We start from the raw sequence: 21,255 nt of genomic DNA on the forward strand, positions 1-21,255 counted from the left end.
CACTTCAGACCGCGTCACACCAGCCTTCTACCAGCACGGAAGGTGACACGGGGCAGAAAACCGAAAATCTAGATCTCAACCCGGAACAGGCCCTAAGGCCCTGGTGGATCAGGGGTTCAAGAAGACCGTCGTGAACCACGGTCAGCAGGTGGGCATCGACGTCGAAGTCGTCGAGCGCAACCCGGCCGAGGCCGGGTTTGTCCCGCAGCCGATCCGCTGGCGGGTGGAGCAGACGAACGGGATCTTGATGCTGCACCGGCGGCTGGTACGTGACTACGAGCACCGCCCCGCCTCGGCCGAGTCCCGGGTCTACTGGGCGATAAGCGATGTGATGGCCCGTCGGCTGACCGGCAGCGCGACGTCATGGCGCGGCGCGTGACCAGTGGGGAGCTGACCCTGGGGGCGGTGCTGGTACGTCTGGAGGAGCGCGAGCGGGAGATCGCCGAGCAGGCCGAAGCGACCCGTGAGCAGATCACGCGGCTCACCGTCGTGCTGGAAGAGCTCGGCCGGGCCGTCGAGGAAGTGCGGATCACCCGCAAGACGCTGCTGGAGCTGCCCGATCCGGACCCGCCCGCGCCGTCGGCGTCCGCCCCGGAGCTGCCGGACGGGGCGGCCTACCAGGAAATCATGGCGGTGTTCGCCCAGGCAGACGGTCCGCTACGGGCTCGGGGCGTGTGCGAGGCGATGGACCTGGACCCGGCTCCGAACAACATCAACAACGTCCGTTTGAAGCTCAAGCGCCTGACCGGGCGCAACATCCTGGCCGAGCCCGAACCGGGCCTGTTCGCCCTGCCACGACCCTAGCCGTGCGGTAAGCAGTCCTGACCAGTGTGTCTACTCGAGGTCTGAACTCGAATCGGCCGATGGCTCAAGGGTCGTCGCCTCGGACGGCGTGGCCTTGATGCTGCCCGGAGCCCAGCCGAGGACTTCCTCGAACCTGCGGGCAACGGTCGGAGTGGGCAGGTCCCCACGGTCGCGTTCGAAGGTCCTGATTGTCGCGTGACTGAGCCAGGTGCGTCGTGCGAGTTCGCACCGCGAGATACCTTCGGCTTCACGGAACTCGACGAGGGCTCGCGCCAGCCGTGCCGATTCCTCACTCATGACCGCAGTATGTCGCAGAGCCCTGGCTGCGACAGCCTTCTGTCTCGATCCCAGGCCGCGATGGCAGCGGCAGGCCCCCGCCAACTGCCCTACCCAGCACGTCAATCCCGAGACAGGGAGAAACCCGGCAAATCCGCGCGTACTGCCCTCTCAGAAGGTGGACTCCACGGATATGCCAACGCTATGCAAACCGTCGGTGGATGTACCGGAATACATCATCACCATGGAAGAAACCCTGAAGTTCGCCGAAGAGACCCACCACGGGAAGCCACAGCTGCCACTGGCGCTTCGGCTGATCAGGAACACGGGTGTGCAGAAACGGCACATCGTACAGCCGATCGAGAAGACGCTGCGCCATCCCGGCCTCGAGGAACGCAACCGCATATTCGAGGTCGAGGCCAAGAAGAGATGCCCGAAGGTCATCGAAGAGGCCCTGGCAAACGCCCAGCTGACCGCCCGGGACATCGACGCGATCATCTTCGTGTCCTGCACCGGGTTCATGATGCCGTCGATGACCGCATGGCTGATCAACAACATGGGGTTCCGCACCGACACCCGGCAGATACCCATCGCCCAGCTGGGCTGTGCCGCCGGCGGCGCCGCGATCAACCGGGCCCACGACTTCTGCACCGCCTACCCGCTGAGCAACGTTCTGATCGTCTCCTGCGAACTGTGCTCGCTGTGCTACCAGCCCGACGACGACAGCATCGGCTCGCTGCTGTCCGACGGGCTGTTCGGCGACGCGGTGGCGGCCGCCGTGGTGCGCGGGAGCGGCGGCACCGGCGTGTCGCTGGAACGCAACGCCTCGTACATCATCCCGGACACCGAGGACTGGATCTCCTACGCCGTGCGGTCCACCGGCTTCCACTTCCAGCTGGACCGCCGGGTGCCCGGGACGATGAAGCCGCTCGCCCCGGTGCTGCGTGAACTCGCCGGCAGCCACGGCTGGGACATCGGCGGCCTGGACTTCTACATCATCCACGCCGGCGGCCCGCGCATCCTCGCCGATCTGAGCACGTTCCTGGGCGTCGATCTCCACATGTTCCGGCACAGCTCGGCGACGCTCACGGAATACGGGAACATCGCCAGCGCGGTCGTATTCGACGCGCTGCGCAGGCTGTTCGAGGAAGACACCATGACCGCGAACGCCACCGGTGCGATCGCAGGTTTCGGCCCCGGCATCACCGCCGAAATGGCCGTCGGCAGCTGGCGCGTGGAGGCGCCGACGATCACCGCGGACCTCCGCCGGCAGGCCGTGCCGGCATCCCTGTGAGGAGAAGGACAAGATGACGGGCAACCCGCCTTCCCCCGGCCGCATCCTGGAGATCGCCAGCGGCTACTGGGCCACCGGCCTCCTCGGCGTGGCCACGGAGCACTCGCTGTTCACACTCATCCACGGCGGGCTGGACACCGCCGGCGCGCTGGCCGCGAAAACCGGCATGGCCGAGCGCGGTGTGCAGACCCTCCTCGACGGGCTCGTCGGCCTGGGGCTGCTCCACACGCACGAGGGCATCTACCGCAACACCCCGGAAGCCGAGCTGTACCTGGTCGAAGGGCAGCCCACCGACATCAGCGGCTTCGCGCAGCTCAAGCTGGCCGAGATGGACAAACTGGCAGGCCGGCTCGAGGTGTTCCGCGCCGGGGGCCCGCTGGTGGACCCGATGGTGGAGGTGGCCGAGAACCCCCACTGGGAGAAGGTCGTCACCGCCATCGCGGGCCTGTCGGTCACCGCCGCACAGACCGCAGCCGACGTGCTGGGCCTGGCCGAGCGCGAAGACCTCTCGATCCTCGACGTGGGCGGCGGGTCGGGCATCTTCTCGTCCGTCTGGCTCCGGCTCAACCCCGCCGCCCGCGCGACGCAGCTCGACTGGGGACCCATCAACGCCATCGCCCGCCGGCTGCTCGCGCAGCAGTCCCTGGCCGACCGGTTCACGTGCCTGGACGGCGACTTCCACACCGCCGAACTCGACACCGCCGCCTACGACGTGGCGCTGTACTCACACATCGCCCACCAGGAAGGGCCCGAGGACAACGTGGCGGTCTTCGCCAGGCTCCGCGACGCCCTCAAACCCGGCGGCGCCCTCGTCGTCTGCGACTACGTCGTCGAGGACGACCGCAGCGGCCCCTCCTTCCCGCTCCTGTTCGCCTCGGAAATGCTCCTCAAGAGCAAGCGGGGAGGGACCTGGCGGCGTGGCGACTATCAGGCCTGGCTCGCCGACGCCGGCTTCGGGGAAGTGTCGTTCCACCCCACCGCGTCCCCCGCCACCTTGATCATCGCCCGGTAGTCCACCGACCCTGAGCAGTGAGCGGGAGCGAGTCCGCGCACTGGCACGCCCCGAACGGTCTTGGGCGCACTGGTCCCCGGCGTACTCGACCCCGAGGCAGCGACACGCATCCCGTGCGTGGTCCGATCCCGGGAGGCCAGTTCCCTATGCGACCTGGCCAAGTGGGTGCGGCCAGAGGCGACGGAGAGGCCCTGAACCATCACTCCGGTGGAGCAGGGGCCCCGCACACTGACACCGCACCCGGCGTCCCAGATCACACGGCGACGTCACCCCGACCACCCCAGAGCACCACAAGCCCACGAGCCCACGAGCCCACCATCACACGATCGAGCTAAACCGACCTTATGCACGCTCCCCCGCGACCAGTTACCAACCCCCGCGTCCGTGGTCTTTCGGTGATGCGCAGGGTCCGCCGCTCGGCGGCGGACCCTTGTAGGGTTCCAAAACCCTCGCTACGCCGTTGACCTGCCCCTTTTCGTGTGGCTCCGGCTTGGGCCGTCAGTACCGTCGCGGTATTCGTTGATCAGTCCGCCGAGGACCCCGTTGTGGGCGCGCAGCGCCGCCTCACCCGCGGACCTCACGTCGGGGTCGCGTGCACTGTTCCGGCATATCGTCGGGCGAAGCCGGTGTCACCGTCGACCGTGACGCTCATGTCGTACCGCCCGTCGTCCGTGGGCCAGGTCAAGAAGACCTTCTCGCGCGGGCCTACCAGCCGAGTGAGTTCCACGCCGTCGAAGTCGTTCGGGGTAACCGTGAAGCGTACTGCCGTCCCTCCTTCGTTGGCCAGCAGCAACTCGACCGACGCGTTCTCCGGCTTACTGCCCTGCAGGACCGCTGTCACCTGGGGCGCGGCGGTGTCGTTCTGATCGACTGCGGTAACCCTCCCGGCGAAGCGGCAGAGGAAGCCGTCGGCACCGTGGACGGTGAAGTCGTAGCGCCCGCAGGTGGGTACCGTGTCCCACACATGGGTGCCGGTGCTCTGCGGCGCGACGGTGAAAGGCGTTCCGGCGAACGGCCGGACCATGTTGGGGAACACCGTGAAGTGGAAGGCCGCGCTTCCCTCGTTGGCGAGAGTGCAGATGACCTTGCCGGTGGCGCGGTCCACCGTGACGTCGGCCCATGGGCGGTAGGGCAGCGGCCGGTGCGGGCGAGGACCGCCGGGTTCCTGCGTAGGCATGACCTGTGTTCCTGGGGCCGGCGGCTCCACGGGCGGCAGTTCGTTCGCCGCGTCGGCCTGCTCCACGAGCGCGCGGGTGTCGGGTAGCGCGGGGATCGAGAAGTCGGGCCGGGTGAAGTCGAAGCAGCTGGTGAGGTCTCCGCAAACGGCGCGGCGCCACTGCGAGATGTTGGGTTCCCGCACGCCTGTGACGAGCTCCAGGAAGCGCAGAACGGAGGTGTGGTCGAAGACCTGGGAGTTGACCCAGCCGCCTCGCGACCACGGCGATATCACCCACAGCGGCACGCGGTTGCCCAGCCCGATCGGCTGCCCGTCCACGAACTCCTCGGGGGTGCCCGCGGGTGGGAGGGGCGGTACAACGTGGTCGAAGTAGCCGTCGTTCTCGTCGTACATGACGAGGAAAGCGGTGTGACGCCACACATCGGGGTTGGCGAACACCGACTGAAGAGCGGTGTCGACCCAGTGCGCGCCGTATGCGGGGCTGGCAGTCGGGTGCTCGCAGAACAGGTACGGCGAGACCAGCCAGGACACCGTCGGCAACGTACCGTCCTTGCAGTGCGCGTCGAAAGCCGCGAGGTCCCATTTCGTCATCGCGTTGATGTAACGCGGGTCGTCCCTGTCGAAGGCATGGAACTGGCGGAAGTACTCGAGGGCGTTGTCCTCGTAGTTTCCATCGCGCTCGTCCAGTCCGGGTGTGTGGTAGACGCGCCAGGAGACGTCGGCTGCCGAGAGGCGCTCCGCGTAGGTCGTCCAGTCGCATACCGGGCTCTCGGGCAGCGGGGTGTTGTCGATCCACGGCCCGGTCGTGCCGTCGCGGCCCGGGCCGACCGTGCCGGTCCACAGGTAGAGGCGGTTGGGGCTGGTAGGTCCGGCCAGCGAGCAGAAGTACCCGTCGCAGACGGTGAACGCGTCGGCGAGCGCGTACTGGTAGGGGATGTCCTCACGGGTGAGATAGCCCATGCTCTGCTCCCCCTTGGCGGAGGTCCAGCGGTTCATCGCGCCGTTGTTGATGGCATCGTGCCCGGACTCCCAGTCGTGGGGCAGGCCGTCGGCGTTTTGCGCGTTGAACTTCGTCGAGTCCATCCGGTAGGGCAACAGGACGCCGCCATCGGGCCGGGACAGGGCGGGCTGGCGGAAGACGCTGTCCCCGTTCGGGGCCGTCAGGGCCTGACGGTCGTCGAACCCGCGCACACCGTTCAGCGTGCCGAAGTAGTGGTCGAAACTGCGGTTCTCCTGCATGAGGATCACCACGTGGCGGATGTCGTCCATGGTGTCAGTTCCTTTCCGTGGACGTGCGCAGGGATGCGAGCAAGCTCAGATCTGCCCACTCCAAGGAGTCGAGGACCGTCCGCCCGGCCACGGACGGGATCGGTACCGTGGAGGGAACGGCAAGCACAGCGCACCCGGCGGCCTCGGCTGCGGCGACACCTGTGGGCGTGTCCTCGACGACCACGCAGGCGCGCGGATCCACGCCGAGGGCCGCGGCCGCCGCGAGGTAGGGATCAGGTGCAGGCTTGGTGCGGACGGTGTCCTCGACGGCGAGTGTCAAGGCGAACCGCTCCTCGCCCAGGGACTTGCGTACGAGGTCGACGACATGGCGCGGCGATGCGGAGACAATCGCCGTGGGGACCTCCGCCGCGGCCAGTTCCTCCAGTAGGCGCAGTACGCCCGGCCGCGGGACGACGTCGTGGGCGACCAGGGCGGCGAACGCCGCGTCCAGGTCGGTGGCGAGCACGCCGGGGCCAGGGGCTGCGGGGCCGCCGGTGCGGTGGAGGTGAGCCGCGGTGTGCGCTGCCGGGCGGCCGAGCACATGCGGTGTGTCAGCATCGGTCAGGGGCCGCCCGATGGCGTCTGCGATCTGTTCCGCCGCGGCCCACCACAACCGTTCGGTGTCGACGAGTGTGCCGTCCATGTCGAACAGCACAGCGGCGGGACGGCCGGGGGTGGGACTGCGATGCTTCAAGGGATGTCTCTCCGGTGCGTGGCGATCAGGTGGGGGCGGGGGCTCTTCGCGACGAATGCCGGCAGGTCGGCGGGACGGGTCGCGGACGAAGGTGTTGTCGGGTCGCGGAGGTGGCTGGAGGCGTCAGCTTCCATGGCCACGGCCGTCCGCCCGGCGGTGGCGATCCACCAGCACCGGCCGGTCCGGCAGCGTCAGCGTCACCGTCGCACCGACGGGGAGTGCGGCCGTCGAGTGAGCAGGCACGTCCGCCATGACCTCCGTGCCTTCGGCCAGGCGCACGGTGAGCCGCGTCGTCGCGCCCAGGAACGCTGCGCCCACGATCCGAGAGGCGCCGTCGTCGTCCGCCGTGACCCCGACCGCTTCCGGCCGTACCAGTACGTCCAGATCGCCGCTTCCGCCGTCGGTTCCGGCGAAGCCCGGCAGCGTCCCGTGGATCGGCAGCGTGCGGCCGAACGCGCGTACGGTCCTGCCGTCCGCCCCCGGCCTGGCCGGTATGCGGCTCATCACTCCCACGAACTCGGCGACGAACGTGGTTGCGGGGCGTTCATACAGCTCTGCGGGGGGTGCGCACTGCTCCAGTCTCCCGGCGCGCATCACCGCGACCCGGTCGGCCATGGACAGTGCCTCTTCCTGGTCGTGTGTCACGAACAGGGTGGTGATGCCCAGTTGCTGCTGGAGGCGGCGGATCTCCTCGCGCAGTGTCTGCCGTACCTGTGCGTCGAGCGCCGACAGCGGCTCGTCGAGCAGGAGGACGCGTGGCCGCAGGGCCAAGGCCCGGGCCAGCGCGATGCGCTGCTGCTGGCCGCCGGAGAGCTGGCGCGGGTAGCGGGCGGCGTGGTGCGCCAGCCCGACCAGTTCCAGGAGTTCCGCGGCGCGAGTCCGCCGCTCGGCTCTGCGCATCCCGCTCATCCGCAGCCCGAAGGCGACGTTGTCGATGGCGTTCATGTGCGGAAAGAGGCTGTACGACTGGAACACCATGCCCGCGTCGCGGCGGTGTGCGGGAACGCGCGTGATGTCCTCGCCGTCCACCAGTACCGTGCCCGCGTCGGGCTGTTCGAAGCCTGCGACCGTGCGCAGTGCGGTGGTCTTACCGCAGCCGGACGGGCCGAGCAGTGCCAGGAGTTCGCCGGGGCGGACGTCCAGGTCCAGTCCGTCCAGTGCCGTCGTGGTGCCGAAGGCGCGGCGCAGCCCCCGGAACTCCACAGTGGAGCCGGCTCGTGTCGGGCTGATGGTTGTCGGATCGGTGAGAAGGTCGGTCATGAGGTCTCCTTGGGGCGGCGCGTGCGTCCGGTGGCGCTGATCGCCAGCAGCAGAATCCAGGTGCCGAGGAGGCCGACCATCGACACGGCCACCGACATCTGCGCCTGCGAGCCGCTGATGGCGACGATCCACACGGCGAACGGCTGGTAGCCGAGGACCGCTGCAACGGTGTACTCGCCGAGCACGAGTGCCAGGGTCAAGAACGCCGTGTTGAGCAGCGCCCCGCGAAGGTTGGGCAGCACCACGTGGGCGAGGGTGCGCGGCCATGAGGCCCCGCAGGACCGCGCGGCCTCGACGAGCACGCGCAGGTCGACGGCCGACAGCCCGGTGTCGAGCGTGCGGTATGCCAGCGGGAGCGCCATCAGCGTATAAGCGAGCACCAGGACGAGCGGGAATTCCGGGGCCTGGAGCGCGACCATGACGTGGAAAAGGGGGGTGCCGGCGAAATGGTCGGGTCCCCAGCGCAGCACCGTACTGATTCCGGCGACCAGGGCGACAGCGGGTACGACCAGCGGCAGCGTGCACGCGATCTCAACGAGCGCGCGCAGACGAGGAGCGGCCAGCCGCACCGTGACCAAGGCGGGCACAAGCAGCCCGAGAACGAGCACGATGGTGGCTGTGGCCAGTTTCAGGGTCAGTGTGAGACTGCTGGCGAAGCCGTCGGCGCCGAATATGCCGGTGTAGGCGTCGAGGCCAACACTCTGGCGTGGGCCGCCGATTCCGACGCTGAAGCTGATGGCGCATGCGATCGGGACGAGGAAGTACATACCGGTGAGCAGCAGCACGGCGCCGCGCCCGTATCCGGTCCTGTTCAAGCGAGCCATCGCGTGCTCCTTCGCTGCAAGGGCACCTGGACGGCCATGACGAGCCCTGCGACCAGCACCATGTCGACGCCGAGCGCCAAGGCGACGTTGTCCTGGCCGACCAGGACGTCGCCGGAGAGCGCGTCCGCGATCTGCATGGTGACCAGCGGTACCGAGCTGCCGACCATCGCGGCGGCGGTCGCGTAGGCACTGAACGCGGTGCCGAACAGCAAGACGTAGCCGCCGAGCAGCGATGGCATGAGGATCGGCAGGGCGACGTGCATCCAGTACCGGAAGGCGTTGGCGCCGTTGTTGTGGGCAGCCTCGCGCCAGTGGCGGCGCAGCCCCTCCAGAGCGGGGGCCAGTGTGAGCACCATGAGCGGAATCAGGAAGTAGAGGTAGACGAGGGTCAGGCCCCAGAAGCCGTACAGGTTCCAGCCGTGTCCGAGGAGGTGGAAGCGCGTGGTCAGCACCCCGGCGTTGCCGAGCGTCGCGACGAACGCGAAAGCGAGCGGCACACCGCCGAAATTCGCCAGCACGCCCGCACCGGCGAGGATTGCCTCGCGCAGTGCGCGGAATCGCGAGGTCACGACCGCGTGGGCGATTGGCAGACCGACAACCGCGGCGATCAGCGCGGAGACGGCTGAGAGCTTGATGCTTCCGATGAGCGCGGTCACATAGGGGCCGTGCAGCGAGGCGCTCATGTTGGCGCCGGTGAAGCGGGCCCCGCCGGGCATGGTCTCGGGCGTCATGAAGGCGCCGAACACCATCGTCGCGGCGGGCAGGCCGAACACCACCGCGGCGAAGACGAGCAGAGGAACGGCGCCCAGCCAGCCTGCCGAGCGCGGCAGGCGCCACCGTCGGGCAGAGCCGGTATCGGTATGGGGACTGCCGTCGGAGGGGCGGGTGGGGTTGTCGTCTGCGGCGACCGTCTGGAGGGCGTTCATCCGCTGACGACCCGGCCCCAGCCCTGCATGACTGCCTGCTTGGCCTTGCTGAGCTGATCCTCCGTCGGGAACGCAGCCGTGCCTCCGGGTGCCTGCGGGAGCTTGGCGGCGGCGGTGGTGTCGAGCGTGCCGGCCTTCTGCATCGCGGGCATGAGCACGGGGCGGGCGTGGCCCTTGAGCCACAGGTTCTGGCCTTCGGGGCTGTAGAGGAACTCCTGCCACAGGCGGGCCGCGGCCGGGTGCGGTGCCCACTTCACGATGGCCTGGGAGTAGTACTCGGCGTACACGCCGGCTGTCGGGACGCTCACCTTCCAGTCGACGCCCTTGGCGCGGAGGTCGTCGGCGTAACCCGCGTTGAGGTAGTCCCAGGTGATGCTGATGGGGGTCTCGCCCTTCTGGATGGTCGCAGGAGTCGACTCGACGGGGTTGAAGTTGCCGGCCTTCTTCAGTCGGGTGAAGAAGTCCAGGCCCGGTCCGATGTCGTCGAAGGAACCGTGGTCGGCGAGCGCCGCCGCGTACACGGCGCCGAAGGCGGACCCGGACTTCGTCGGGTTGCCGGTCAGCGCGACCTTGCCCTTGTACTGCGGATCGAGCAGGTCGGCGAAGGTCTTCGGGCACTTCTTGACACGGGCCGCATCACACCCGATCGAGGCGTATCCGCCGAAGTCGTTGTACCAGCGGGCCTGGGCGTCCTTCTGGGTCTTCGGAATCTGGTCGAACGCGGAGACGCGGTAGGGCGCCAGCAGGTTCTGCCCGGCCGCACTGATGGCGAAGGCCCTGCCCACGTCGATGACGTCCGGGGAGCGACCCTGGCCCTTGCGGGAGGCGGCCGCGTTGATCTCGTCCTGGCTGGAGGCGTCGGGGTTCTCGACCTCGACCTTGATGCCGTACTTCTTCTCGAAGGTGTCGATGATCTGGCCGTAGTTCGCCCAGTCACGAGGAAGGGCGATGGCGTTCAACTTGCCCTCCTTCTTCGCGGCTGCGACGAGGGCGTCCATGCCGCCGAAGTCCTTTGCCGAGGTGGCAGTGGCGGCCTTGCTTCCGCTACCGCCTGCCCCATCTGCGCTGGTCAAGCCGCATGCACTGAGTCCCAGTGCGGCCGTGGCAAGGGCGCAGGCAAGGCCGATGGAGCGAACGTAGTGCAGTCTCACTGGAGCCTCCTGGTGGGAGCAAGTTGGCTGTACAACTTCACTCATTACCTCGGGGGGCGGTGTACGGAAGATGAACGCCAACGAACATGCGGAGGAGCCTCTCGGGAAGAGATCACGGACCTCCACTCCACGGAAGGACCTAGCCGATGAGCCAGGCTTGGGGAGCGGATAGGGTCACGCCAGAGCGTCGACGGGCGACTGAGGAAAGGAGAGCGACATGGCAGTCGCGGGGGGTGGTACCAGCGGAGCCCGGTACCGACAGTTGGCTGCCGACCTGCGCGAGGCCATAGCCGCCGGCAGATGCGGGTCGGACGGCCGACTGCCCAGTGAGGAGCAACTCGCCCAGCAGTACGGCGTGTCACGCGGCACCGTCCGTCAGGCACTGGCTGTGCTGCGCGCCAACGGCCTGGTCACTTCCCGGCGCGGCACGCGGCGCGTCGTCCTGGGCACGTCACGTACGCAGAGTTTCTTCGAACTGCTGAGCTTCACCCGCTGGGCACGCGCGCTCGGAGAAGAACCGGGCGGCCGCACGATAGACATCGAACGCCGTCCCGCAGAACCGTTGGAATGCGAGCAACTCGGCCTCGAGCCTGGGGCACTGATCTATCGGATGCTCCGGCTGCGGACGTTGTCGCGCGTTCCGGTCATGATCGAGCGGACGACTTATCCCGAGCGCATCGGTGCCCTGATCGAGCGCCTGGATCCCCACGAGATCTCGCACACCGATCCGCTGACTGAGGAAGGGGTGGTGTTCGCAGACACGGAACACACCATTGACCTCGTCTACGCCGATGCTGACGATGCGCGCCTGCTCGGCTGTGCCCCGGATGCGGCGCTGATGCGGGAGCGGCGGCGGGCCACGGATCAGGCGGGAAGACCGTTGATGTGGTCGGACGACCGCTTTCTGCCGGGCACGGTTGCCTTCACCGTGCACAATTCAGTGGCGACGACGGCACTGTCACGCCGACGCGGTTGACTGACGTTTTCTCGGCAGTGATCGTTTCCAGATTCCGTTGAGGACGAGGGCGGCGCGGGTGACTGCTCGGTCGGCTTCGCGGGCACCGCGGTCGCGGCGGCGCTGGTCGACGATGTGTGACGTATGTGTGACTAGGGCGAGCACGGCAATCGGGCTGGGCGCCGAGGGGGCCGGGCGACGGGAGCGGGCCGGGCCGGCGGTGCCGGCACTGCCCACACTGCTGGTCTCCATCGATGTCTTTGTGCTGTTGCCGGCGCTGCCGAAGCTGGGCGCGGATCTGGGGGCCAGCAGCACCCAGCAGCTGTGGATCATGGACATCTATGCCTTCCATCTTCGAGCACGTCGTGCTCGCGCTGGTCCACAGCTCCGGCTACGAGCGGATCTCCACACCCGGATGCTCCGACCGCACCATCCGCCGACTCCTCAGAGAGTGGTCCCAGCAAGGAATTTCCAAAACACTGCACGCTCTCGCACTGGACGCCTACGACCGGATGATCGGCCTCGACCTGGGCGAGATCTCGTGGACGGCTGCATCACCGAGGCCCCGTCCGGCGAGGAGAAGGCCGGCCGCTCATCACCGGCCCGTGCGGCGGTCGTCGAGGTCCCTGCAGCCACACGTACGGGATAGAGATCAGGGTGCGGCGGCGGGGCCGGGCGGCAGGTGGACCGTCATGATCAGGTGACAGGTATCGGTCCCGGATCCACGGTAGGTGTGTGCGGTGTCGCCGTCGAAGGTGGCGGTCTGCCCGGCCTCCAGAGTGTGCTCGGTGCCGTCGACAACCAGCCTGGGGCAGGGTACGCGCGCGTACCCTGCCCCAGGCGGCTCGGGTCATCCGATGCTCAACCGCACCGTGCCGGTCAGTGCCCGGTGGTCGGAACACGGAGTCCCGCCCTCACAACTGTAGGAAAGAGCAAGGGCGTCCGCGCTGTACGCTCCAGCGATCCGGTTCTCCCGTACGAAGATCTCGTCGATCTTAGGGTAGGTGCCACACGGAGGAGCGGTTCCTCCCGTCACCTCCACCGTGGGCTCCCCATACCCGGGGCAGTACGCGGGGTCGGCATCATCGAGTTCTCGGTGGTTCCCGGTGTTGCCGGGGTTCTGCGGTGTGTCCGCCGACGGCGCGTAGTACGCGTTCATACGGCCGTAGTTCGGCTGCGCGTTGAAGTCTCCGGCTACGATGTAGGTCTCGCCCGCCGCGTCGAAGCCGTCCAGCAGGGCGCGCACCGCGTCCAGCTGCCGCACGTTGTCGGGAGTGCCCTCGGTCACCGCGTTGCTCGTTGTGATGTGGACGGTGCAGAACCGCATGAGCGCCACGTCGCGCAGGGGGGCGCAGAGCATCTTGCGGGTGCCCTTCTTGCCGTCCCACGGGAGAACGTACTGCTGGGAATCGCCCAGTGGCTGCCTGCTGAACAGGGCCAGTCCGAACGTTTCGGCCCCATTGCAGATGCCCGGGTCGGGGTCGCGGGTGGCGGCGAAACGGGAGAAGGTGCCAGAGTCCTGCGGCCAGCCGGCCGCCGACAGCTTCGCCTGGACAGCCTTGTACTGGCCGAAGCAGATCTCGTTAAGGGACACGAAGTCGGCATCGCGGTTGAGGACGGACTTGACGGTGTTGTCCACCATGCCGTCGGTGACCGAGCCGGCATGCATGGTGTTGCCCGCGACGTTCCAGTGCCACACGTTGTACGTGGCGGAAGTGTTCTCGGCCCCACCGGCCGGTACCACCGAGGCCATGAGAGCAGCTAGAGCCACCAATACTGCGGCTGTCCGTCCACGCCAGGTCATTTCCCCACCGTTCCGATCATTTGAAGAGACTCCTCAAGAGCTTGTGTTCGCCGGCGCCGCACCGATGCGGATCAGAGCGCCAGCGGTACCTGTGGTTGAGTGGGCGGCCCCGCGTTCGGGCCGGGCAGGAGTAGGCGGAGGGCGGAGGACGGTCAGGCCTGCTTGCGGCGACGGCCCGCCACGACCAGACCGGCGCCTGCCGCGAGCACCACGGCACTGCCGATGACCAGTGGAATCGTGCCGTTGCTACCGGTCAAGGCCAGATCGCCCCCCACCACCGGTCGCCGCGCTCCGGGACGGCGTCCCGCCGGACGCCGTCCAGCTCGGCCGTGGCGCCGACGGTCACGGGCTTGTCGGCGAGAGCTGAGGGGCGCGCCCGGAGCTTCGCGAACTCGCCCTCGAAGTCGATGAGGTCGGCTTTCTGGCCGAAGGTGCCATCGTGCAACTCGACGGCGCAGTCCTTGACCTTGCCGTCGACGACCACGTTCCCCTTCATCACCGCGGTGGCCGAACCGCCGTTGAGTAGATCGCCGTGGCCACGAGCGATGTCCGGCCCGGCAGGACGTCGGTCTTGGCGGCTGAGAGTTGTTGCCGATGCTGAAGCCCCCAGGGAAGTCGGCGTTGCCGCCGACGACCACAGCACCCTCGACGTCGGCCAAGTGGATGTCGTCCCCGAGGACGAACTCGCCGTACTCAGAATGAAGGCACCGCCGAGCACTCCCGCTGCGGCGGTCGTGGTTATGCGCATGGCGTGTGACTCCCTGCGGAGCAGCTGTGAAGATCCTTTGGCAACTCCGATCATTGTTCTCGTACTTACGATTACGGGTCAAGATCGTTACGGATGCCCGTAGGCGCCCGCTGAACGATGCGAGGTGAAGGCCGCGCCGATGCTTTCGGCAGGGGCAACCTGATCAGCACAGCCACCGTCCGCCGTATCCTGCGAGCCGCCGGGCTCCACCGTGGGCGCCCCGACAGACCGCACGCAGAGAATGGGCCGCGCCCGCATACTGACCATCCGTCCAAATCGCGACGGGCTCGCGGCCGTCCGCCGCCAGGCCGCCATGGACCTGGCATGGCAAGCCGACTACCTAGGGTGTGGTGGTTGCGGTGCGGTAGAACTCGGCTGCGGTGACAGTGGCGGGGACGCCGAGTTCGGCGGCCACCGCAGTGATCGCGGTGACGCCCGCGGCGAGGTCGGCTTGGCCGTCGGTGGTGAAGTACGGTGCGATGAACCTCTCGTAGTGCGCTCGGACTTCGTCTGCGGTGTGTCGGCCGAGGAACGTCCGCATGTGCCGCACCGTGGTGTCGGGTTCGTTGTGGATCACCTGCAGGGCGCGCCGGTGGGCTCGTAGGACGGCCTGGACCGCGGGGTCGTCCGGGTGGATGCAGGTGGGGTCGACGGCCAGGCCTACGGTGGGGATCCGGAAGTGGTCGCCGACAAAGGCCAGCACCTGCCAGCCGTGCTCGGCGGCTACCGCCTCCGGTGCCATGGTGCTGCCGACCAGGGCGGCGTCGATACTGCCGTCGTGCAGCCAGCGCAGGTCCATGCCGTAGTCGCCGGGCGGGCGGACGATGGTGTGGATGTCGCGGTCCGGGTCGAGGCCGACCTGGCGCAGCACGATCCGGGCGAAGCACCCGGGTGCGGTGTGGGGGGCGTGTACCGCCAGCCGTCGGCCGGCCAGGTCGGCCAGGGAGGCCAGGCCGGGGCGGGCGAGGAACCAGAACAGCGGGCGGTGGGTGTTGACATTGAGTGCGACCCAGGGGATGCCATCAGTCAGTCGGGACAGCAGGGCCCGGCCGAGCCCGATGGTGGCGCCGTGGCGCAGCCGCTCCTCGTCCCAGGTGCAGCCGTCGCGCAGCGCGACGTGGACGCCCTCGTCGGCGTAGTAGTCCTGCTGGTCGGCGATGTAGGCGGCCAGTTCCTCGTGCAGGCCCCGCCCGACGTAGGCGAGATCGATCGTGTGCATGAGTGTCTTTCCTTGATCGTGTCACCACCGTGTGCCCACGCGTGCCGCGGGCCCGGCCGGTGGGGTCCATGGTGCTGAGGTGACGGTGTGCCGGATGCGGTGCCGCCGTGGGCCGGAGCGGGACAGTATGGCCCGATGCGCAAGGGACGGGGCGTCAGTCCATGGACATTCCGCCGTTGACCGCGGCCGTGGTGCCGGTCATGAAGGCGTTGTCCTCGCCGGCGTAGAAGGCGACCGCTTGGGCGACGTCCCCCGGGTGTGCCAGGCGGCCCAGGGGGGTAGCGGCCACCTGCCGCTGCTTGAGCTCTTCGTCGAGCGCATCCGCCATGCGCGTGTCCTCCACCGGGCCGGGCGCAACGACGTTGACCGTGATGCCCCGCGGGCCCAATTCCTGGGCGAGGTACCGGGCGAACTGTTCCAGCGCGGCCTTGGACGTGCCCACTGCGATCATGTTCTCCCGGGGCCGGCGGCTGAGGCCGGTACTGAGATAGATGATGCGTCCCCAGCCCTGTTCGGTCATGGCGGGCACGACGGCTTTGGTGACCGCGAACGCCGCGTGCATCTCGGCGTCGAGCTTGCCTCCCAGTTCTTCCCACGTCATGTCCTGGAACGACTTGACCGCATACGGGATGAGCGCGTTGTGTACGAGCACGTCGATGCCGCCCCATGTCGCCTGGACCTGCTCGATCATGCTCTCGATCGCCGCTGCCTCGCGCACGTCGGCCTGCACGGCCACGGCCTGGCCGCCTGCGGCCTCGATGTCGGCCACGACCTCCTCGGCTGCCGTGCTGCTGCGGAGGTAGTTGACCACCACGCGCATCCCTTGCGCGGCCAGAAGGCGCGCGGTGGCCGCACCGATTCCGCTGCTGGCCCCTGTCACCAATACCACCCTGCCAGTTGCTTCAGTCATGGGCTTACCTCCTGCTCATCATGTGCTTGACATCGAGGAAGGTCTCGATCGAAATGTCCGCGGGCGAGGAGCCCGGTCAGTGCCCGGCTGGGCTCGGCCGCGGGATCGGGCACTCCACCGCGGCTACGCCAGCCGACGAAGCCGTCGGGGCGGACGAGCGAGGCTCCGGCCGGGGCCTATCCCTTGGATGAGCTCACAAAATGGGAGTCCGATCAGCGCGCGGCGTCTGGTGCGTGCGATCGCAAGGCGCCGGAAAGTCCTCGGATGGGGTCCCCCCTGCTCGAACGAAGCTGAGAGCTTGGGGAAGGAGCTACTAGGGCATTTCGGCAACGCGGCGAGCGTGCGTGCCAGACGCCGCGAGTCGGGCGCCCATTTTGTGAGCTCCTCTTAGCAGCCGCGATGCGATGTCGCGGTCCGGCTGGCAGACGTCATCCGGCAGCGGTGCGCATGAACGCGCATACACCGCAGGTCGGCGATCTGGTGTGGGATGCCGAGCGCGCAGCGGCACCGCCCGGCGTCCTCACCCGGCTCGGCACGGGCCGCAGGAAGATCCGTGTGTCAAAAGCGTCCACGCCACCCTTTTAGCATCACGTTGAGTGAGGCGGGAGATCAAGGAGAACGCGCCGGACCAGCGTCACCTGTTCGGTCATCCCTGGCGGGCGGCGCTGTCCATCGCCCTGCAGACGCATGGGTTCATCGGTCGCGGCCCGGGATCGGCTCAGCTAGCGCCGCCCGCCAGGGACGCGCCTGGAAGGGGTTGCGAGCTGCTGCCGGTTTGCTGCACTGTTTGCGTCGATGTCCAGGATCAGACCGGGAAGTTCACGGCCGCCGGCCCGCGCGGCAGGTACGCCTTCACCGGTCTCGGCCGCCTGCAGCCATGCCGTCTCCCGCGCAGCGGCGCGGGCCGACCGCAGCCGGGCCAGTACGGCATCGTCGATGCCGGCGAGCAGCCGCCAGGCCGTGGGCGTGGAGGCCACCGGGCCGAACACTTCGCCCTGGTCTCGCAGCACGGCCAGGTCCGTGATGGTCTCGCCGCCGTCGGCGAGCATCACCGCAAGATCGGTGGCGATGCGGCCTGGGTCATGCCCCGTGCCACGTGGCCGCAGCGGGGCAAGCGCGGTGGAGAACGCACCTGTCAGCCCGGTCGCGTCGGCGGGATCCGCCAGCAGCCGTGCCCCGGCATGCCCCACCACCCCCGACCCGTCAGCACTGACATAGAGCCTGGGACGCGAACCGATACCCTGCACGCAGAAAGTGCCTTCCGCCTGGTATGACAGAACCCCTCGACAAGGTTCATCGTCCCAGTTCAGAAGGCACTTTCGCGTTCTGGACCACCAGCTGGACCCGCCGCAACCGAAACGCCGAGGCTAACGATCACTCGGGAATCAGGCCGGTGCATCCGGGTTGAGTAAGCCGCGAGCGCGCGACTGTACAAAAGCGTTGCAACTCCCGGGACCGGGCCGCAGACGCTGGACGCAGCGCTGGAAGGCCGCTCGATAGTCCCGTCGCCGCTCCCACCTGCAGGTCCAGATTGCTGCAGGACCGCCTCCGAGAACGGACTTCCCATGGCCACTGACGAAGTACTGACCGGCTCGGCGCCGGTCAGAGAGAGCCGTCCCGCCGGCGCGAACAGTGCGGCCGCCGAACCGCAGCCCGCCCGTGTACCCCGGCTGCCGTCCCTCACCGGCCTGCGGTTCCCCGCCGCGCTGGCCGTGTTCGCCGTCCACGCCTCCATGCCGATACCGTCGCTGCGGCTGCTGGCCGACGACCGCACCGAGTTCCGCCTCTCGCGCTGGTTCGACCAGGCCGGCGGGCTCGGCGTAGCGTTCTTCTTCGTGCTCAGCGGGTTCGTGCTGACCTGGTCGGCGCGGGACACGGACACTGCGACGGAATTCTGGCGGCGCAGGTTCGTCAAGATCTACCCGAACTACGTGGTCACCTGGGTGTTCGCCATGGTGGTGTTCGCCAGCGCCTCCACCCCGACTCACGTGGCCGTCGCCAACCTGTTCATGGTCCAGGTCTGGGTGCCCAGCTACTTCACCAACTTCAGCGTGAACTCGCCGAGTTGGTCGCTGGCCGTGGAGGCGATCTTCTATCTGAGCTTCCCGCTGCTGCTGGCGGTCCTCCGACGCGTGGACCCGCGCCACTTGAAGTACTGGATCATCGGGGCGATCGCCGCGGTATGGGCCACCCCTGCGGTGGCGTACGCCCTGTTCCCGAAGACCCCGCTGGTGCCCAGCGGCCAGAACCTCTCGGTCTCGGCGAACTGGTTCAGCTATGTGCTGCCCCCGGTCCGGATGTTCGACTTCGCCCTCGGTATCCTGGTGGCGCTCGCGGTCAAGCACGGGCGCTGGCGCAACATCGGCATGATCCCGTCGTTCCTGCTGCTGGCCGGCGGGTACTGGCTCACCTTCCACGTGCCCTTCCTCTACGGTCAGCGCGCCACAATGATCATCCCGATCGTGCTGCTGATCGCGGCCGCGGCGACCGCGGACATCGAGGGCCGCTTCACCCTGTTCCGCAACCGCACGATGGTGTGGCTCGGCGAAATCTCCTTCGCCTTCTACCTGCTGCACTACACGGTGCTGTCCTGGCTCCGGAAGGCACTGGGCACGGAGATGTACTCCAACGCGGCCGGCATCTCGATCCTGGTCGGGGCGGCCGTCGGCACAGTCGTGCTGTCCTGGGTGCTCTACTCCGTAATCGAGGCTCCGCTGGTGCGCCGGTTCAGCCGGTCGCTCCGGGCGAAGGCCGCCTGAACCAGGCGGAAGCTCCTGCCGGGAACCCCAGCGGACCACCGCTGGGGTTCCCGGCCTCGCTGGTACCGCGGGTGCCGTGTCGGATTCCCAAGGCGATGGACCTGCTCTTTCCCACGCAGGAGCCGGAGCGTGACACCGAACCCTCGATTCTTCAGCGGTGATCGCTGCCGTGTGAGGCGGCGACTTCACCGCGTTTGTCCCGATGGTGATCGGGGCGGGTTTCGAGGCGTTTCTTGTGGGCGTAGTACGTCGAGGGGGTGATCTTGCAGTCGTGCTCGGTGAGGGTTCTGCAGATCGGTTCGACGCCGCCGAAGCGGTCCCGGTGCTCGTCAATGAGCGCTACGAGCGTGTGTGGCCGGTCGAGCTCGGCCACGAAGAAACTTGCCGCGGCCTTCAGGGGCTCGTTGGCCCGCTTCAGTTCGACGTTCTCCTTCTTCAGCGCCTTGAGCTGGGCGGACACCTCCGTCGTCGTCCCCGGTCGTGTCCCCGCGTCGATCTCGTGCTGCTTCACCCAGTTCCGCAGTGTCTCGCGGGAGCCGATGCCGAGCTTCTCGGTCACCGCCTGCAAAGCGGCCGCGTGCGCGGCGGTAAACGGCTGATCAACAACCGCCGCAACCTGGCCGCTGCCCAGTTGACCGAGCAGGAGTGGCGGCAGCGCTGGGAGGCCGAGCGCCGGTTCCTCGCCGCGGACGGCGAGTCCGGGAAGCGCTACGGCAACGAAACCATCCACGTCACACCCGCCGGAGAGGTCTCCCTCAAGCTGCCCGCGCCGCTGGAGCATCTGGCCAACGCAAAGCACGGCCGGTACGTGCTCGCCGCGAGAGTGTCGTTTCCGCACCGGGGCGAGCAGTGGCGCGACCGTGTCGAGGCGAACCGGGCTGTGGCCTACCGCATCCACGAAGACGCCATTCGCGGGCGCTGGTACCTCACTGCGTCGTGGGCGATCCCGCCGGTCAAGACGGTTCCGCTGGAGACGGCCCGCGCTGGTGGGCTGATCGGCGTGGACACCAACGCCGACCACCTGGCGGCCTGGCGGCTGGACAAGCACGGCAACCCGGTCGGCCAGCCGCGACGATTCGACTACGACCTGTCCGGCAGCGCGGACCACCGCGACGCCCAGGTCCGGCACGCGATCATCCGCCTCCTGCACTGGGCCGCACGGCGCGGCCTGTCCATTGCGATCGAGGACCTGGATTTCGCAGCGGAGAAGACCCGCGAGAAGCACGGCCACAGGAAGCGGTTTCGCAAGCTGATCTCCGGCATGCCCGTGTCCCAGCTGCGGGCACGGCTCGTATCAATGGCAGTCGAGCTCGGTATCACCGTCGTCGCCGTGGACCCGGCCTACACCTCCAGATGGGGCGCCCAGCACTGGCAGAAGCCCCTCACCAGCAAGACCAGGAAGACCACTCGCCATCACGCGGCAGCGGTGGCGATCGGAAGGCGCGCCCTGGGGCACCCGATCCGGCGACGGATGGCACCGCCCCCGCACGACCAGAGCGATCGTGCGGGGCATCGGACCGTCCAGGCCCACTCGGGTATCCCAGGGCGTGAGGGACCCCTCCCCCGCATCCCCGGACCACGCACACGATGCGCTGACGCCGGGTGTGGCGAGAACGCGGGGAACCAGGACGCCCAACACCGTTCGGGGCGTCCGGCTGAGCACGGGTCCTGGCAACAGGACTCACTCCCGCTCAGTCTTGAGGAACGGTAACGGGAAGGTCGTGCCATGACTCGATCCTTCGTGAAATCGAGCCTCTACTCGAACCGGGGCGGTTCACCTCGCGGCCGGGGCGGCACTGACCTCCAGCACCGGGGCGACGTTGACTGGCTGCGGGCCCAGCCCGCAAGCGCGTGCCTTATATCCATGCGTGCGGCTGATGCTCTGTATATGACACATATGGCAAGTGTGGAAGTATGGCATATGTGTCTGCTGGCGGGAACTTCTTTGCTGAACCCTCGGCTGCGAGGGCTCAGACAGGCGAGAGGAGTGCATCATGATCGCCAAGCTGCTCGGCAAGCTGTCCTTCACCCGCCACTACGGTGCGTACGGGGAACACGACTGGCATGCGTACGCCGGCGACGACTAGGTCTGATCGCACTGCCGGGGGGCGCGCCCCGCGGGCCCCCCGCCCCCCCCCCGATCGGAGAGCACACCACAGGAAAAACCTCAACC

Annotated in this window: 18 protein-coding genes and 7 pseudogenes; 9 read left to right on the plus strand and 16 right to left on the minus strand. The window is 68.2% G+C overall.

Features of this window, described 5'->3' with window-relative positions; all coding sequences use genetic code 11:
- Positions 1-94 precede the first annotated feature (94 nt).
- Both AB0915_RS31320 and AB0915_RS31325 read left to right on the plus strand, forming a co-directional pair.
- Positions 95-379 (plus strand): annotated as a pseudogene (locus AB0915_RS31320) (IS5/IS1182 family transposase); the annotation flags it as partial.
- On the plus strand, positions 376-804 hold the full coding sequence (locus AB0915_RS31325) for a hypothetical protein (RefSeq protein ID WP_366694297.1): 429 nt from the start codon (positions 376-378) through the stop codon (positions 802-804). The pseudogene AB0915_RS31320 and the gene AB0915_RS31325, both read left to right, overlap by 4 nt.
- Before the next feature lie 30 nt (positions 805-834).
- Here the strand turns inward: AB0915_RS31325 and AB0915_RS31330 are convergent, their stop codons facing one another.
- Entirely contained in the window at positions 835-1,101 is a 267-nt protein-coding gene (locus AB0915_RS31330) for a helix-turn-helix transcriptional regulator (RefSeq protein WP_366694298.1), read from the minus strand.
- 172 nt (positions 1,102-1,273) lie between these two features.
- On the opposite strand from AB0915_RS31330, the gene AB0915_RS31335 reads away from it, so the two are divergent.
- Together AB0915_RS31335 and AB0915_RS31340 are read left to right on the plus strand one after the other, a co-directional pair.
- Positions 1,274-2,374 carry a type III polyketide synthase gene (locus tag AB0915_RS31335; protein WP_366694299.1) on the plus strand — a complete coding sequence of 367 codons (1,101 nt, stop codon included), beginning with the start codon at positions 1,274-1,276 and terminating at the stop codon, positions 2,372-2,374.
- Between the two features lie 13 nt (positions 2,375-2,387).
- Entirely contained in the window at positions 2,388-3,386 is a 999-nt protein-coding gene (locus AB0915_RS31340; protein ID WP_366694300.1) for a class I SAM-dependent methyltransferase, read from the plus strand.
- A 577-nt stretch (positions 3,387-3,963) separates the two neighbouring features.
- Here AB0915_RS31340 and AB0915_RS31345 read toward each other — a convergent pair.
- From AB0915_RS31345 to AB0915_RS31370, 6 genes are all read right to left on the minus strand, one after another.
- Positions 3,964-5,832 (minus strand): phosphocholine-specific phospholipase C, encoded by a 1,869-nt coding sequence (locus AB0915_RS31345; protein ID WP_366694301.1) that lies wholly within the window; start codon positions 5,830-5,832, stop codon positions 3,964-3,966.
- Between the two features lie 4 nt (positions 5,833-5,836).
- On the minus strand, positions 5,837-6,526 hold the full coding sequence (locus AB0915_RS31350; protein ID WP_366694302.1) for an HAD family phosphatase: 690 nt from the start codon (positions 6,524-6,526) through the stop codon (positions 5,837-5,839).
- A 123-nt stretch (positions 6,527-6,649) separates the two neighbouring features.
- Positions 6,650-7,786 carry an ABC transporter ATP-binding protein gene (locus tag AB0915_RS31355; protein WP_366694303.1) on the minus strand — a complete coding sequence of 379 codons (1,137 nt, stop codon included), beginning with the start codon at positions 7,784-7,786 and terminating at the stop codon, positions 6,650-6,652.
- Positions 7,783-8,610 (minus strand): ABC transporter permease subunit, encoded by an 828-nt coding sequence (locus AB0915_RS31360; protein ID WP_366694304.1) that lies wholly within the window; start codon positions 8,608-8,610, stop codon positions 7,783-7,785. The genes AB0915_RS31355 and AB0915_RS31360 overlap by 4 nt, the downstream gene beginning before the upstream one ends.
- On the minus strand, positions 8,598-9,536 hold the full coding sequence (locus tag AB0915_RS31365) for an ABC transporter permease subunit (protein ID WP_366694305.1): 939 nt from the start codon (positions 9,534-9,536) through the stop codon (positions 8,598-8,600). The genes AB0915_RS31360 and AB0915_RS31365 overlap by 13 nt, the downstream gene beginning before the upstream one ends.
- Positions 9,533-10,681: an extracellular solute-binding protein gene (locus AB0915_RS31370; RefSeq protein ID WP_366694312.1), complete on the minus strand. Its 1,149-nt coding sequence runs from the start codon at positions 10,679-10,681 to the stop codon at positions 9,533-9,535. Before AB0915_RS31370 ends, AB0915_RS31365 begins: the two co-directional genes overlap by 4 nt.
- Positions 10,682-10,904: 223 nt before the next feature.
- Here AB0915_RS31370 and AB0915_RS31375 point away from each other — a divergent pair, with 223 nt between their 5' ends.
- The 3 genes and pseudogenes from AB0915_RS31375 to AB0915_RS31385 form a co-directional block, all read left to right on the plus strand.
- Positions 10,905-11,663: a GntR family transcriptional regulator gene (locus AB0915_RS31375; RefSeq protein ID WP_366694306.1), complete on the plus strand. Its 759-nt coding sequence runs from the start codon at positions 10,905-10,907 to the stop codon at positions 11,661-11,663.
- A 112-nt stretch (positions 11,664-11,775) separates the two neighbouring features.
- Positions 11,776-11,997, plus strand: a pseudogene (locus AB0915_RS31380) (hypothetical protein); the annotation flags it as partial.
- Positions 11,984-12,237 (plus strand): annotated as a pseudogene (locus AB0915_RS31385) (IS5/IS1182 family transposase); the annotation flags it as partial. The pseudogenes AB0915_RS31380 and AB0915_RS31385, both read left to right, overlap by 14 nt.
- 57 nt (positions 12,238-12,294) lie before the next feature.
- Here AB0915_RS31385 and AB0915_RS31390 read toward each other — a convergent pair.
- The 8 genes and pseudogenes from AB0915_RS31390 to AB0915_RS31425 all read right to left on the minus strand — a co-directional run.
- A pseudogene (locus AB0915_RS31390) lies at positions 12,295-12,447 on the minus strand (cupin domain-containing protein); the annotation flags it as partial.
- Positions 12,448-12,492: 45 nt separating this feature from the next.
- A complete protein-coding gene (locus AB0915_RS31395) occupies positions 12,493-13,395 on the minus strand; it encodes an endonuclease/exonuclease/phosphatase family protein (RefSeq protein WP_366694307.1) in 903 nt (300 codons plus the stop codon).
- Positions 13,396-13,598: 203 nt separating this feature from the next.
- Complete coding sequence (locus AB0915_RS31400) at positions 13,599-13,703, minus strand: LPXTG cell wall anchor domain-containing protein (RefSeq protein WP_366694313.1); 105 nt, start codon at positions 13,701-13,703, stop codon at positions 13,599-13,601.
- On the minus strand, positions 13,700-13,942 hold the full coding sequence (locus AB0915_RS31405; protein ID WP_366694314.1) for a hypothetical protein: 243 nt from the start codon (positions 13,940-13,942) through the stop codon (positions 13,700-13,702). Before AB0915_RS31405 ends, AB0915_RS31400 begins: the two co-directional genes overlap by 4 nt.
- 139 nt (positions 13,943-14,081) lie before the next feature.
- A pseudogene (locus AB0915_RS31410) lies at positions 14,082-14,276 on the minus strand (hypothetical protein); the annotation flags it as partial.
- Between the two features lie 258 nt (positions 14,277-14,534).
- Complete coding sequence (locus tag AB0915_RS31415; RefSeq protein ID WP_366694308.1) at positions 14,535-15,413, minus strand: ABC transporter substrate-binding protein; 879 nt, start codon at positions 15,411-15,413, stop codon at positions 14,535-14,537.
- 154 nt (positions 15,414-15,567) lie between these two features.
- Positions 15,568-16,323, minus strand: a complete 756-nt coding sequence (locus AB0915_RS31420; protein WP_366694309.1) for an SDR family oxidoreductase — start codon at positions 16,321-16,323, stop codon at positions 15,568-15,570.
- 788 nt (positions 16,324-17,111) lie between these two features.
- A pseudogene (locus AB0915_RS31425) lies at positions 17,112-17,600 on the minus strand (transposase); the annotation flags it as partial.
- Between the two features lie 288 nt (positions 17,601-17,888).
- Here AB0915_RS31425 and AB0915_RS31430 point away from each other — a divergent pair.
- The gene (locus AB0915_RS31430) at positions 17,889-19,082 is read left to right on the plus strand and encodes an acyltransferase (RefSeq protein ID WP_366694310.1); all 1,194 of its coding nucleotides are present in this window, start codon (positions 17,889-17,891) and stop codon (positions 19,080-19,082) included.
- 151 nt (positions 19,083-19,233) lie between these two features.
- Here the strand turns inward: AB0915_RS31430 and AB0915_RS31435 are convergent, their stop codons facing one another.
- Positions 19,234-19,641 (minus strand): hypothetical protein, encoded by a 408-nt coding sequence (locus tag AB0915_RS31435; RefSeq protein WP_366694311.1) that lies wholly within the window; start codon positions 19,639-19,641, stop codon positions 19,234-19,236.
- An 18-nt stretch (positions 19,642-19,659) separates the two neighbouring features.
- Here AB0915_RS31435 and AB0915_RS31440 point away from each other — a divergent pair.
- Positions 19,660-20,793, plus strand: a pseudogene (locus AB0915_RS31440) (hypothetical protein); the annotation flags it as partial.
- Positions 20,794-21,255 lie beyond the last annotated feature (462 nt).

The organism is Streptomyces sp. NPDC048411 (assembly GCF_040704695.1).
Classification (GTDB): Bacteria; Actinomycetota; Actinomycetes; order Streptomycetales; family Streptomycetaceae; genus Streptomyces.

Bases quoted from the DNA above. Each gene is read 5' to 3' on its own strand.
- AB0915_RS31330 (WP_366694298.1), bottom strand. From the start codon at position 1,101: ATGAGTGAGGAATCGGCACGGCTGGCGCGAGCCCTCGTCGAGTTCCGT.
- AB0915_RS31335 (WP_366694299.1), top strand. From the start codon at position 1,274: ATGCCAACGCTATGCAAACCGTCGGTGGATGTACCGGAATACATCATC.
- AB0915_RS31340 (WP_366694300.1), top strand. From the start codon at position 2,388: ATGACGGGCAACCCGCCTTCCCCCGGCCGCATCCTGGAGATCGCCAGC.
- AB0915_RS31345 (WP_366694301.1), bottom strand. From the start codon at position 5,832: ATGGACGACATCCGCCACGTGGTGATCCTCATGCAGGAGAACCGCAGT.
- AB0915_RS31355 (WP_366694303.1), bottom strand. From the start codon at position 7,786: ATGACCGACCTTCTCACCGATCCGACAACCATCAGCCCGACACGAGCC.
- AB0915_RS31360 (WP_366694304.1), bottom strand. From the start codon at position 8,610: ATGGCTCGCTTGAACAGGACCGGATACGGGCGCGGCGCCGTGCTGCTG.
- AB0915_RS31365 (WP_366694305.1), bottom strand. From the start codon at position 9,536: ATGAACGCCCTCCAGACGGTCGCCGCAGACGACAACCCCACCCGCCCC.
- AB0915_RS31375 (WP_366694306.1), top strand. From the start codon at position 10,905: ATGGCAGTCGCGGGGGGTGGTACCAGCGGAGCCCGGTACCGACAGTTG.
- AB0915_RS31395 (WP_366694307.1), bottom strand. From the start codon at position 13,395: ATGGCCTCGGTGGTACCGGCCGGTGGGGCCGAGAACACTTCCGCCACG.
- AB0915_RS31405 (WP_366694314.1), bottom strand. From the start codon at position 13,942: ATGAAGGGGAACGTGGTCGTCGACGGCAAGGTCAAGGACTGCGCCGTC.
- AB0915_RS31415 (WP_366694308.1), bottom strand. From the start codon at position 15,413: ATGCACACGATCGATCTCGCCTACGTCGGGCGGGGCCTGCACGAGGAA.
- AB0915_RS31420 (WP_366694309.1), bottom strand. From the start codon at position 16,323: ATGACTGAAGCAACTGGCAGGGTGGTATTGGTGACAGGGGCCAGCAGC.
- AB0915_RS31430 (WP_366694310.1), top strand. From the start codon at position 17,889: ATGGCCACTGACGAAGTACTGACCGGCTCGGCGCCGGTCAGAGAGAGC.